Below are 11,830 nucleotides of genomic sequence, written 5' to 3' on the forward strand. Positions count from 1 at the left end.
GGGCGAAACGCTGGCGTAGCATGCAGAGAAATCGTCCGGTACCCCCCGCGGACTGGAACGGAAGGCCACTGCCGCGTGAACGCAACAGCCCACAATGAGCCCCTCGACGCGAGGGACCGCCCCGCCCGTCTCACCGTCGGCGTCGTCGGCGCGGGCCGCGTCGGCCCCGCACTCGCCGCATCCCTGCGGCTCGCGGGACACCGCCCGGTCGCCGTCTCGGGCGTCTCCGACGCCTCGGTGCGCCGCGCCGCCGCCCTGCTCCCCGACGTCCCCCTGGTGACGCCCGCCGAGGTCCTGGCGCGCGCCGAGCTCGTCCTGCTCACCGTGCCCGACGACGCCCTGCCGGGCCTCGTCGAGGGCCTCGCCGAGACCGGCGCGGTCCGGCCGGGACAGCTGATCGTGCACACCTCGGGGCGGTACGGCACGAAGGTGCTGGACCCCGCGCTGCGGGCCGGCGCCCTGCCGCTCGCCCTGCACCCGGCGATGACGTTCACCGGCACCTCCGTGGACGTCCAGCGGCTGGCCGGCTGCTCCTTCGGCGTCACCGCCCCCGAACAGCTGAGGCTCGCGGCCGAGGCGCTGGTCATCGAGATGGGCGGCGAACCCGAGTGGATCGCCGAGGAGTCCCGCCCGCTCTACCACGCGGCTCTCGCCCTCGGCGCGAACCACCTGGTCACGCTGGTCGCCCAGTCGATGGAGCTGCTGCGCACGGCGGGGGTCGCCGCCCCCGACCGGATGCTCGGCCCGCTGCTCGGCGCCGCGCTCGACAACGCCCTGCGCTCCGGTGACGCCGCCCTGACCGGCCCGGTCGCCCGCGGCGACGCGGGCACGGTCGCCGCGCACATCGGGGAGCTGCGCACCCACGCCCCGCACGCGGTGGCCGGATACGTCGCGATGGCCCGCGCCACCGCCGACCGCGCGCTCGCCCACGGCATGCTCAAGCCGGAGCTCGCCGAGGACCTGCTCGGCGTCCTGGCCGACGGCGGCCGTACGGATGGCGGCGGCACCGGCACCGCCGGACCGGAGGAGTCCCGATGACCGACTCCGCCGCCACCCTGCTCCGCACCGCCGCCGAGCTCGACGCGTACGCCCCGGCCACGACCGCAGGCAGCACGGCCGACGCCCCCCGCGCCCGGCCCGAGCGTGCCGTCGTGATGACGATGGGCGCCCTGCACGAGGGCCACGCCTCGCTGATCCGTGCCGCCCGCGCGGTCGTCGGCCCGGCCGGTCAGGTCGTCGTCACCGTCTTCGTCAACCCGCTCCAGTTCGGGGAGGCGGCCGACCTGGACCGCTACCCCCGCACCCTCGACGCCGATCTCGCCCTCGCGGGCGCGGCCGGCGGCGACGCCGTCTTCGCCCCGTCCGCCGACGAGGTCTACCCCGGCGGGGAACCGCAGGTACGGATCTCGGCCGGCCCGATGGGCGAGCGGCTCGAAGGGGCCTCGCGCCCCGGGCACTTCGACGGGATGCTCACCGTCGTGGCCAAGCTGCTCCACCTCACCCGTCCCGGCCTCGCGTTCTACGGGCAGAAGGACGCCCAGCAGCTGGCGCTGATCCGCCGCATGGTGCGCGATCTGAACTTCCCCGTGGAGATCGTGGGGGTGGAGACGGCGCGGGAGCCCGACGGCCTCGCGCTCTCCAGCCGCAACCGCTTCCTCGACGCGCACGAGCGCCACACCGCCCTCGCGCTGTCCCGGGCCCTGTTCGCCGCCCGCGACCGGCTCGCCGCCCAGCAGGCGCTGCACGCCCGCGCGCTGTCCGGCGGGGTGGGCGAGGGCCGGGCCGCCGGGCTCATCCGGCTCGGCGAGGCCCGGCTGGCCGCCGACGCGCAGGCGGTCGCCCGCGCCAGGCCGGACAGCGGACCCGCCGCGGTGCGCGCCGCCGCCCGCGCGGTCCTGGACGACGCGGCGGCCGAACAGCCCCCGCTCGCACTCGACTACGTGGCCCTCGTGGACCCGGCGGACTTCACCGAGTTCCCCGACGACCGCACCGACGGCGAGGCGGTACTCGCCGTCGCCGCCCGGGTGGGCGCCACCCGGCTCATCGACAACATCCCGCTGACCTTCGGAGCCACCACGTGACCGGAATACGGCTGACCGCCCCCGCCCCCGGCTGGTCCATCGACGCCGATGTGGTGGTGGTCGGCTCCGGCGTGGCCGGCCTCACCACCGCACTGCGCTGCGCCGCCGCGGGCCTCGCCACCGTCGTCGTCACCAAGGCACGGCTCGACGACGGCTCGACCCGCTGGGCCCAGGGCGGCATCGCGGCGGCCCTCGGCGAGGGGGACACCCCCGAGCAGCACCTCGACGACACCCTGGTCGCGGGCGCGGGCCTGTGCGACGAGGCGGCGGTACGGACCCTGGTCACCGAGGGCCCCGACGCCGTACGGCGGCTGATCGGGACCGGCGCCCACTTCGACACCACGGACGACGGCGCCATCGCGCTGGCCCGCGAGGGCGGCCACCACCGCCGCCGCATCGCCCACGCGGGCGGCGACGCGACCGGTGCGGAGATCTCCCGCGCCCTGGTCGAGGCGGTCCGCTCGGCCGCCCTGCACACCGTCGAGAACGCCCTCGTGCTCGACCTCCTCACCGACGCCGAAGGCCGTACGGCCGGTGTCACCCTGCACGTCATGGGCGAGGGCCAGCACGACGGCGTCGGCGCGGTGCACGCCCCCGCGGTGGTCCTGGCCACCGGCGGCATGGGCCAGGTCTTCTCCGCCACCACCAACCCGTCGGTCTCCACCGGCGACGGCGTGGCGCTCGCGCTGCGGGCCGGCGCGGAGGTCTCGGACCTCGAATTCGTCCAGTTCCACCCCACCGTGCTCTTCCTGGGCGCCGGCGCCGAGGGCCAGCAGCCCCTGGTGTCGGAGGCGGTACGGGGCGAGGGCGCCCATCTCGTCGACGCGTCCGGTACGCGCTTCATGCTCGGGCAGCACGAGATGGCGGAGCTCGCCCCGCGCGACATCGTCGCCAAGGCCATCACCCGCCAGATGCAGCTGCACGGCACCGAGCACATGTACCTCGACGCCCGCCACTTCGGCGCCGAGATGTGGGAGCAGCGCTTCCCCACCATCCTGGCGGCCTGCCGGGCGCACGGCATCGACCCGGTCAACGAGCCGGTCCCGGTCGCCCCGGCCGCGCACTATGCCTCCGGCGGCATCCGCACCGACCTGCGGGGACGTACGACCGTGCCCGGTCTGTACGCCTGCGGCGAGGTCGCCTGCACCGGGGTGCACGGCGCCAACCGGCTGGCCTCCAACTCGCTCCTCGAAGGACTCGTGTTCGCCGAGCGCATCGCGGCCGACATCGTCGCGGACCGCCCGCGTGCCGGCGCCGAGGCCGTCGTCACGCACCCGGTGATCTCGCCGCTGCTGGGCCCCGAGGCGCGGGGCACGATCCAGCGCGTCATGACCCGCGGCGCCGGCGTCCTGCGCTCCGCCGACAGCCTCGCCACGGCCGCCGACGAGCTGGAGGACCTGCACCGCAGCGCGTTCCTGAAGGCCGGGGCCGCCGAGCCCAAGCTCGCGGAGCCCGGCGTCGAGGCCTGGGAGGTCACCAACCTGCTCCTGGTCTCCCGGGTGCTGGTCGCCGCGGCCAGGCAGCGCGAGGAGACCCGCGGCTGCCACTGGCGCGAGGACCGGCCCGAGCGCGACGACGAGAACTGGCGCCGCCACCTCGTCGTACGGCTCACCCCCGACCGGCAGCTGGTCCTCCGTCGGACGGATACCGAGGCGTTCGGCCCCGTAGGCCCGGCCGGGGCAGCAGACTGCGCAGCAGCAAGCACCACCCACCCCACCCCCGAGGAGCCGTAACCGTGAGCACGCCCGAAGAGAATCCGCGCCCCACACCCGTGGACGTACCGCTGATCCAGATCGGCGCGCCCGCACCCGCCGCGGGCGGCTGCGGCGACGGCTGCGGCTGCGGCGGGGGCGACGGCTACGACATGGACGACCTGGAGTGCGGCCTCGACCCGTCGCTCGCCCAGCTCCTCGCCGACGCGGGCCTTGACCCGGTACAGGTCGAGGACGTCGCGCACGTCGCGATCGCGGAGGACCTCGACGGCGGGGTGGACGTCACGACCGTGGCCACCGTCCCCGAGGACGCCGTGGCCACCGGCGACTTCACCGCCCGCGAGGCGGGTGTGGTGGCCGGGCTGCACGTCGCCGAGGCCGTCCTGTCCATCGTCTGCACCTCCGATTTCGAGGTCGAGCGGCACGTCGAGGACGGCGACCGCGTCGTCCCCGGCCAGAAGCTGCTGACCGTCACCACCCGCACCCGCGACCTGCTCACCGGCGAGCGCGGCGCGCTCAACCTGCTCTGCCGGCTCTCCGGCATCGCCACCGCCACCCGCGCCTGGGCCGATGTGCTCGAAGGCACGAAGGCCAAGGTCCGCGACACCCGCAAGACGACCCCGGGCCTGCGCGCCCTGGAGAAGTACGCGGTGCGCTGCGGCGGCGGGGTCAACCACCGCATGTCGCTGTCCGACGCCGCGCTCGTCAAGGACAACCACGTCATCGCGGCGGGCGGGGTGGCCGAGGCCTTCAAGCGGGTCAGGGACGAGTTCCCGGAGATCCCGATCGAGGTCGAGGTCGACACGTTGCAGCAGGTCATCGAGGTGCTGGAGGCGGGCGCCGACCTGATCCTGCTGGACAACCTCACGCCCTCGCAGACGGCCGAGGCCGTCGCCCTCGTGGGCGGCCGCGCGGTCCTGGAGTCCTCCGGCCGGCTGTCGCTGGACTCCGCCCGTGCCTACGCCGAGGCCGGTGTGGACTACCTGGCAGTCGGCGCCCTCACCCACTCCTCGCCGATCCTCGACATCGGCCTGGACTTCCGCACCGACGGGGCCGGCGCCTGATGCTGCTCACCATCGACGTCGGAAACACCCACACCGTGCTCGGCCTGTTCGACGGTGAGGAGATCGTCGAGCACTGGCGGATCTCCACCGACGCCCGCCGCACCGCGGACGAGCTGGCGGTGCTGCTCCAGGGCCTGATGGGCATGCACCCGCTGCTGGGCATGGAGCTGGGCGACGGCATCGAGGGCATCGCCATCTGCTCCACCGTCCCGGCCGTCCTGCACGAGCTGCGCGAGGTGACCCGCCGCTACTACGGCGACGTCCCCGCCGTTCTCGTCGAGCCGGGCATCAAGACGGGCGTGCCGATCCTGATGGACAACCCGAAGGAGGTCGGCGCGGACCGCATCATCAACGCGGTCGCCGCCGTCGACCTGTACGGCGGTCCGGCGATCGTCGTCGACTTCGGCACGGCCACCACCTTCGACGCGGTCTCCGCCCGCGGCGAGTACACCGGCGGCGTCATCGCGCCCGGCATCGAGATCTCGGTCGAGGCGCTCGGCGTCAAGGGCGCGCAACTGCGCAAGATCGAGCTGGCCCGGCCGCGCAGCGTGATCGGCAAGAACACCGTCGAGGCCATGCAGTCGGGCATCATCTACGGCTTCGCCGGCCAGGTCGACGGTGTCGTCGGGCGGATGAAGAAGGAACTGGCGGCCGACCCCGACGACGTCACGGTCATCGCGACGGGCGGCCTTGCTCCGATGGTGCTGGGCGAGTCCTCGGCCATAGACGAGCACGAGCCCTGGCTCACGCTCATCGGCCTGCGCCTGGTGTACGAGCGCAACGTGTCGCGCCTGTAGTCCGCCGCCGGTCACAAGGCCCTGACCGGCGGTTCGGGAGTGCGGCGGCCCATCGGGGCCGCCGCGCCGCCGGACGGCCAGTTAAACGGATTTTGTCCATTTAGCACGTATTGTCGCGTCATGCCCACGCCCTACGGATCACGCGGCGGTATGGCGTTCAGCGCGGACGAGCTGCGAGTGCTCCGACGTGCCCTCGCCATCGCCCTCCACCCCGCGCCCCTGCCCGACGAGGACGTCCAGGACTGCCTGCGGCTAGCGGGCTCCGTGGACGAGACGGTCGGCGAGGCGGGACGGCTGCGCGCCTTCCTGCTCGCTGACCTCGTCCGCTACCGAAACGCCCTCCCCGGCTCCCTCAGCGGCTACCTGGAGCTCCTCCAGGACGCCCTGGCCGCCGGGTACGACCCCCGCCCCGAGGATCTGGCCGCGCTGCGCGCCCTGCGAGGCGGGCCGGTCGCCGCGGCGCTCCTGGAGCGCTGCCAGGTGCTCGCGGAGCGCTCGGTGCGTGCCCGGCTGGCCGGGCGCCGTGTCGCAGCGACGACCCCCGCGCCCCGCAGCCGGCTGCTCGCGCTGCCCGGCGGCCGTGCCGCGGAGCCGGACAAGCCGAAGGTCCCGGCGGCCCCGCCCCGTCCCGCGGCGCCGTCCGAACGCCCGGCGCCGAAACCCTCGGAGGTCTTCCCGCCCCGCCGCCGCCCGGCGCCCCCGCCGCAGCAGCGCGCCGCGGGGTAGCGCGGCGCGGCGCGGAGGGGGCGCGCGGAAGTCCGTACCGGGCTCGCTACTCTGGACGGCATGGACTACGTATCCGCGCTTGTGCCCCCCGTGGTGATGGCAGCCTTCTTCATCGGCCTGGTCGTGACGATCGTCAAGAGCCAGGGCGGTCCCAACAAGGCCAAAGAGGACGCGGCCGTGGATGCGGCGATCAGCCGCGTGGACTCGGCCCACCAGGCCCCGCGGACCGAAGCGGTCTGACTCCCCGAAGCCGCGCGCATCGCGCGACACCGTACGAAGGGCGTACGGCTCCGAGAGAGCCGTACGCCCTTTTGCTGTGCGAATAACCGGCCATTCCAGACATTTGGCACTAGGGTGACGCTGTGCCCCGCCAATTGGGAGAGCTGGAAGACGCCGTGATGACCCGGGTCTGGCAATGGAACCGTCCGGTCACCGTGCGGGAAGTCCTTGAGGACCTTCAGCAGGAACGGTCCATCGCCTACACCACCGTCATGACGGTAATGGACAATCTCCATCAGAAGGGCTGGGTGCGCCGGGAAGTGGACGGCCGTGCATATCGATATACGGCTGTCTCCACCCGTGCCGCGTACTCGGCCGCACTGATGAACGAAGCCTGGTCGAGGAGTGACAACCCGGCCGCCGCGCTGGTCGCGTTCTTCGGCATGATGTCGGCCGAGCAGCGTGAGGCTCTCCAGGACGCCATGCGGATCGTTGTGCCCGCCCTTCCGGAGGGCGAGGTCCCGCCGGCCGGTGAAGCGGCCGATGAAGCGGCCCGTGAAGCCACCGAAGCGGGCGATGGAGCGGAGTCGGAGGCCGGGCGATAGCGTCGGGGTATGTCCTCAGAGCTTCCACAAACCGATTTCCAGACCGAACCGTCGGTTATAAACGCGGCCATCACCGTCCGGCGCGCGAGGACGAGCGATGTGGGCTCCGTCCGGCGTCTCCTCGACGGCTACGTGCGTGAAGGCATCCTGCTCGACAAAGCGACGGTCACGCTTTACGAGGACATCCAGGAGTTCTGGATCGCCGAACGCGACGAGGACGCCCAGGTCATCGGCTGCGGTGCACTCCATGTGATGTGGGAAGACCTCGCCGAAGTCCGTACTCTCGCGGTCGATCACAGCATCAAGGGCGCCGGAGTCGGGCACCAAGTGCTCGACAAGTTGTTGCAGACCGCCCGCTGGCTGGGCGTGCGACGGGTTTTCTGTCTCACCTTCGAAGTCGACTTCTTCGCGAAGCACGGCTTCGTGGAGATCGGAGAGACGCCGGTCGACGGAGATGTCTACAGCGAGCTGCTGCGTTCCTATGACGAGGGAGTCGCGGAGTTCCTGGGTCTCGAACGAGTGAAGCCGAACACCTTGGGTAACAGTCGGATGCTTCTGCACCTGTGACCGTCGGAAGAACGCCGAGCTCTATGTCCGAATCGCGCACGTTTCCCGTCTTCTTGCGCTGCTGAACCTCTCCCGAGGGTTTGTGTTTTCCGGGGAAAAGCGGTTTCCTTTCCGCGTACTCCATTTTCGATGAAAGGAAATCCGGTGGCACAGAAGGTTCAGGTCCTTCTTGTTGACGACCTCGACGGCGGCGAGGCGGACGAGACCGTCACGTTCGCGCTGGATGGCAAGACGTACGAGATCGACCTCACCACGAGCAACGCGGACAAGCTCCGCACGCTGCTCGAGCCTTACGCCAAGGGCGGTCGCCGTACCGGTGGCCGTGCCGCCTCCGGGCGTGGCAAGGGCCGTGCGGTTCCCGGCGGCAACAAGGACACCGCGGAGATCCGTAAGTGGGCGCGCGAGAACGGCCACAATGTGAATGACCGCGGCCGTGTTCCCGCGGACATCCGTGAGGCCTACGAGAAGGCCAACGGCTGAGCAGCCGAATCGTCGGAGGCCGGTCCGGTCCTGGCGCGCGTCAGCCGGGTCCGGTGGCATTCCGTCGCCACGGCGTCCACGAGCCGGACGAGGTCGGGAGTATCCCCTCTCCTGCTCCCGAAGCCGGAGAGGGCCGGGAGCACCGGTTCCCCCTCCTGCTCGTGCAGTGGCCAGGGGGGCCGCAGCCAGACGGCGGCCCCCGGCGGGCCCGGCCGGCCCGGTGGGGGCGGAGCGGTGATCCGGCCGCCCGTGCCGAGAGCGGTCAGCGCGAGGGCGACTGGGCCCCACTCCAGCCAGTCGAGCAGTCCGGGCAGCTCATCCGCGCTTCCCGCTGCCACCAGCAGACTCATCCGCTCACCCATGAGCGCCACTGGCCCCGTGCGGCCCACCCGGCGCAGCGCCGCGTGACCGGCGGCGGCGGGGACGACGAGAGCGTCGAACCGCGGCCCGGTCAGCAGCCGCACCGGGGCGACGCCGGCGGTGGCCCAGCCGAGCTCCTGCTCGTACCACTGGGCCCAGCCGCCCCGCGGTTCACCTCCGGCACGGCCGTCCCGTCCGGCGGGAAGCGGAGTGCGGGGAGGCGGAACGGTGAGGGCCATGCCGGAAGAACTCCCGATCCGGCCCGGGGGTTACGCAGAGTCCTTGATCCAACGCTTAGTGTGTCCGGGTTGGGGGCGTACGGGCGTATTCAGGAGTACGAAGATGTTCGCCCGTAGCGGAGGGAACCCGCGTACGCCGCATGGACTGTCTGTAATTGCGGGTAAGACATCCCTAGTGGGGAGGGGCGACACGCAAGCCACGGACGTCTCACGTTCGCCATCGGCGTACTGGCGATAGGGGTATCTGCCTGGCCTGCGGGAACATCGTCTCGCACCATCGGGTTGGAGCAGGTGTCGGCGTTCGGGGCAGGAGGCCATCGCGGGTGTCGGCAGTTGAAATGAGCGGTCCCCGCTTGCGGGACTAAGCTGCGGAAGGACAGGGAGGGGACCGACCCCTTACTGCCTGACCGCTCTGAGGAGCGATTAACGATGTTCGAGAGGTTCACCGACCGCGCGCGGCGGGTTGTCGTCCTGGCTCAGGAAGAAGCCCGGATGCTCAACCACAACTACATCGGCACCGAGCACATCCTCCTGGGCCTGATCCACGAGGGTGAGGGTGTCGCCGCTAAGGCCCTGGAGAGCCTCGGGATTTCGCTCGAGGCGGTCCGCCAGCAGGTGGAGGAGATCATCGGTCAGGGCCAGCAGGCCCCGTCCGGCCACATCCCCTTCACTCCCCGAGCGAAGAAGGTCCTGGAGCTGTCGCTCCGCGAGGCCCTTCAGCTCGGCCACAACTACATCGGCACCGAGCACATCCTGCTCGGCCTGATCCGCGAGGGCGAGGGCGTCGCAGCCCAGGTCCTCGTGAAGCTGGGCGCCGACCTGAACCGGGTGCGCCAGCAGGTCATCCAGCTGCTCTCCGGATACTCGGGCGGCAAGGAGGCTGCCACAGCGGGCGGCCCCGCGGAGGGCACGCCCTCCACCTCCCTGGTGCTGGACCAGTTCGGCCGGAATCTCACCCAGGCCGCTCGTGAATCCAAGCTCGACCCGGTCATCGGGCGCGAGAAGGAGATCGAGCGGGTCATGCAGGTGCTGTCCCGCCGTACGAAGAACAACCCTGTCCTCATCGGCGAGCCCGGTGTCGGCAAGACGGCGGTCGTCGAGGGCCTGGCCCAGGCCATCGTCAAGGGCGAGGTGCCCGAGACCCTCAAGGACAAGCACCTCTACACCCTCGACCTCGGTGCGCTGGTCGCTGGTTCCCGCTACCGCGGTGACTTCGAGGAGCGCCTGAAGAAGGTGCTCAAGGAGATCCGCACCCGCGGCGACATCATCCTGTTCATCGACGAGCTCCACACCCTGGTGGGTGCGGGCGCCGCCGAGGGCGCGATCGACGCGGCGAGCATCCTCAAGCCGATGCTGGCGCGAGGCGAGCTCCAGACCATCGGTGCCACGACGCTCGACGAGTACCGCAAGCACCTGGAGAAGGACGCCGCTCTTGAGCGCCGCTTCCAGCCCATCCAGGTCGCCGAGCCGTCGCTGCCGCACACCATCGAGATCCTCAAGGGTCTGCGCGACCGCTACGAGGCCCACCACCGCGTGTCCATCACGGACGAGGCGCTGGTCCAGGCCGCGACGCTGGCCGACCGGTACATCTCGGACCGCTTCCTGCCGGACAAGGCGATCGACCTGATCGACGAGGCCGGTTCCCGGATGCGCATCCGCCGGATGACCGCGCCGCCGGACCTCCGCGAGTTCGACGAGAAGATCGCGGGCGTCCGCCGTGACAAGGAGTCGGCCATCGACTCCCAGGACTTCGAGAAGGCGGCGTCTCTCCGCGACAAGGAGAAGCAGCTGCTGGCGGCGAAGGCCAAGCGCGAGAAGGAGTGGAAGGCCGGCGACATGGACGTCGTGGCCGAGGTCGACGGCGAGCTCATCGCCGAGGTCCTCGCCACCGCCACCGGCATCCCGGTCTTCAAGCTGACGGAGGAGGAGTCCTCCCGTCTGCTGCGCATGGAGGACGAGCTCCACAAGCGCGTCATCGGCCAGAAGGACGCCATCAAGGCCCTCTCGCAGGCGATCCGCCGTACGCGAGCAGGTCTGAAGGACCCGAAGCGCCCCGGTGGCTCGTTCATCTTCGCCGGTCCGTCCGGTGTCGGTAAGACCGAGCTCTCCAAGACGCTCGCCGAATTCCTCTTCGGTGACGAGGACGCGCTGATCGCCCTCGACATGTCGGAGTTCAGCGAGAAGCACACGGTCTCCCGTCTCTTCGGCTCTCCCCCCGGGTACGTGGGATACGAGGAGGGCGGTCAGCTCACCGAGAAGGTGCGCCGCAAGCCGTTCTCCGTCGTCCTCTTCGACGAGGTCGAGAAGGCCCACCCCGATATCTTCAACTCCCTGCTCCAGATCCTGGAGGACGGTCGCCTGACCGACTCCCAGGGCCGGGTCGTGGACTTCAAGAACACGGTCATCATCATGACGACCAACCTCGGGACCCGGGACATCTCCAAGGGCTTCAACCTGGGCTTCGCCGCCCAGGGCGACGTGAAGACGAACTACGAGCGGATGAAGAACAAGGTCAACGAAGAGCTCAAGCAGCACTTCCGGCCCGAGTTCCTCAACCGTGTCGACGACACGGTCGTCTTCCACCAGCTCACCGAGGAAGACATCATCCAGATCGTCGACCTCATGCTCGCCAAGGTGGACGAGCGGCTGAAGGACCGCGACATGGGCATCGAGCTCAGCGCGGACGCGAAGTCGCTCCTGGCGAAGAAGGGCTACGACCCCGTGATGGGCGCCCGGCCGCTGCGCCGGACGATCCAGCGCTCGATCGAGGACATCCTCTCCGAGAAGATCCTCTTCGGTGAGCTGCGCCCCGGTCACATCGTGGTCGTCGGCACCGAGGGCGAGGGTGACGAGAAGCAGTTCACCTTCCGCGGCGAGGAGAAGTCGGCTCTGCCCGACGTCCCCCCGATCGAGCAGGCGGCAGGCGGCGCCGGCCCGAACATGACGAAGGAAGCGTGACAGGCGCGTAGGGGCTTTCGCC

General features: G+C 71.1%; 12 protein-coding genes. 11 read left to right on the forward strand and 1 reads right to left on the reverse strand.

Annotated features, from left to right (window positions below; translation table 11 throughout):
* Positions 1-75 precede the first annotated feature (75 nt).
* From ACZ6S6_RS35500 to ACZ6S6_RS35545, 10 genes are all read left to right on the forward strand, one after another.
* Positions 76-1,038: a Rossmann-like and DUF2520 domain-containing protein gene (locus ACZ6S6_RS35500; RefSeq protein ID WP_362964152.1), complete on the forward strand. Its 963-nt coding sequence runs from the start codon at positions 76-78 to the stop codon at positions 1,036-1,038.
* Positions 1,035-2,081, forward strand: a complete 1,047-nt coding sequence (panC, locus tag ACZ6S6_RS35505) for a pantoate--beta-alanine ligase (RefSeq protein WP_469709139.1) — start codon at positions 1,035-1,037, stop codon at positions 2,079-2,081. The genes ACZ6S6_RS35500 and panC overlap by 4 nt, the downstream gene beginning before the upstream one ends.
* The gene (locus ACZ6S6_RS35510) at positions 2,078-3,814 is read left to right on the forward strand and encodes an L-aspartate oxidase (protein WP_362964148.1); all 1,737 of its coding nucleotides are present in this window, start codon (positions 2,078-2,080) and stop codon (positions 3,812-3,814) included. The genes panC and ACZ6S6_RS35510 overlap by 4 nt, the downstream gene beginning before the upstream one ends.
* A 2-nt stretch (positions 3,815-3,816) precedes the next feature.
* Positions 3,817-4,857, forward strand: a complete 1,041-nt coding sequence (nadC, locus tag ACZ6S6_RS35515) for a carboxylating nicotinate-nucleotide diphosphorylase (RefSeq protein ID WP_469709141.1) — start codon at positions 3,817-3,819, stop codon at positions 4,855-4,857.
* Positions 4,857-5,654: a type III pantothenate kinase gene (locus tag ACZ6S6_RS35520; RefSeq protein ID WP_362964144.1), complete on the forward strand. Its 798-nt coding sequence runs from the start codon at positions 4,857-4,859 to the stop codon at positions 5,652-5,654. Before nadC ends, ACZ6S6_RS35520 begins: the two co-directional genes overlap by 1 nt.
* 150 nt (positions 5,655-5,804) lie before the next feature.
* The gene (locus tag ACZ6S6_RS35525; RefSeq protein WP_362964225.1) at positions 5,805-6,380 is read left to right on the forward strand and encodes a hypothetical protein; all 576 of its coding nucleotides are present in this window, start codon (positions 5,805-5,807) and stop codon (positions 6,378-6,380) included.
* 60 nt (positions 6,381-6,440) lie between these two features.
* Positions 6,441-6,620: a hypothetical protein gene (locus tag ACZ6S6_RS35530; protein WP_362964142.1), complete on the forward strand. Its 180-nt coding sequence runs from the start codon at positions 6,441-6,443 to the stop codon at positions 6,618-6,620.
* Between the two features lie 122 nt (positions 6,621-6,742).
* Positions 6,743-7,204, forward strand: a complete 462-nt coding sequence (locus ACZ6S6_RS35535; RefSeq protein WP_362964140.1) for a BlaI/MecI/CopY family transcriptional regulator — start codon at positions 6,743-6,745, stop codon at positions 7,202-7,204.
* A gap of 9 nt (positions 7,205-7,213) precedes the next feature.
* Positions 7,214-7,771 (forward strand): amino-acid N-acetyltransferase, encoded by a 558-nt coding sequence (locus tag ACZ6S6_RS35540; RefSeq protein ID WP_362964138.1) that lies wholly within the window; start codon positions 7,214-7,216, stop codon positions 7,769-7,771.
* Between the two features lie 144 nt (positions 7,772-7,915).
* Entirely contained in the window at positions 7,916-8,251 is a 336-nt protein-coding gene (locus ACZ6S6_RS35545) for a histone-like nucleoid-structuring protein Lsr2 (RefSeq protein ID WP_024494064.1), read from the forward strand.
* Here the strand turns inward: ACZ6S6_RS35545 and ACZ6S6_RS35550 are convergent.
* The gene (locus tag ACZ6S6_RS35550; protein WP_362964136.1) at positions 8,230-8,850 is read right to left on the reverse strand and encodes an SCO3374 family protein; all 621 of its coding nucleotides are present in this window, start codon (positions 8,848-8,850) and stop codon (positions 8,230-8,232) included. The genes ACZ6S6_RS35545 and ACZ6S6_RS35550 overlap by 22 nt on opposite strands.
* 429 nt (positions 8,851-9,279) lie before the next feature.
* On the opposite strand from ACZ6S6_RS35550, the gene ACZ6S6_RS35555 reads away from it, so the two are divergent.
* Positions 9,280-11,808 (forward strand): ATP-dependent Clp protease ATP-binding subunit, encoded by a 2,529-nt coding sequence (locus tag ACZ6S6_RS35555; protein WP_362964134.1) that lies wholly within the window; start codon positions 9,280-9,282, stop codon positions 11,806-11,808.
* Positions 11,809-11,830 lie beyond the last annotated feature (22 nt).

This window comes from Streptomyces sp. NPDC048671, assembly GCF_055587045.1.

What these genes read in the sequence shown, in the direction of transcription:
- panC (WP_469709139.1), top strand. Translation starts at nt 1,035, where the DNA reads ATGACCGACTCCGCCGCCACCCTGCTCCGCACCGCCGCCGAGCTCGAC.
- ACZ6S6_RS35520 (WP_362964144.1), top strand. Translation starts at nt 4,857, where the DNA reads ATGCTGCTCACCATCGACGTCGGAAACACCCACACCGTGCTCGGCCTG.
- ACZ6S6_RS35525 (WP_362964225.1), top strand. Translation starts at nt 5,805, where the DNA reads ATGGCGTTCAGCGCGGACGAGCTGCGAGTGCTCCGACGTGCCCTCGCC.
- ACZ6S6_RS35530 (WP_362964142.1), top strand. Translation starts at nt 6,441, where the DNA reads ATGGACTACGTATCCGCGCTTGTGCCCCCCGTGGTGATGGCAGCCTTC.
- ACZ6S6_RS35540 (WP_362964138.1), top strand. Translation starts at nt 7,214, where the DNA reads ATGTCCTCAGAGCTTCCACAAACCGATTTCCAGACCGAACCGTCGGTT.
- ACZ6S6_RS35550 (WP_362964136.1), bottom strand. Translation starts at nt 8,850, where the DNA reads ATGGCCCTCACCGTTCCGCCTCCCCGCACTCCGCTTCCCGCCGGACGG.
- ACZ6S6_RS35555 (WP_362964134.1), top strand. Translation starts at nt 9,280, where the DNA reads ATGTTCGAGAGGTTCACCGACCGCGCGCGGCGGGTTGTCGTCCTGGCT.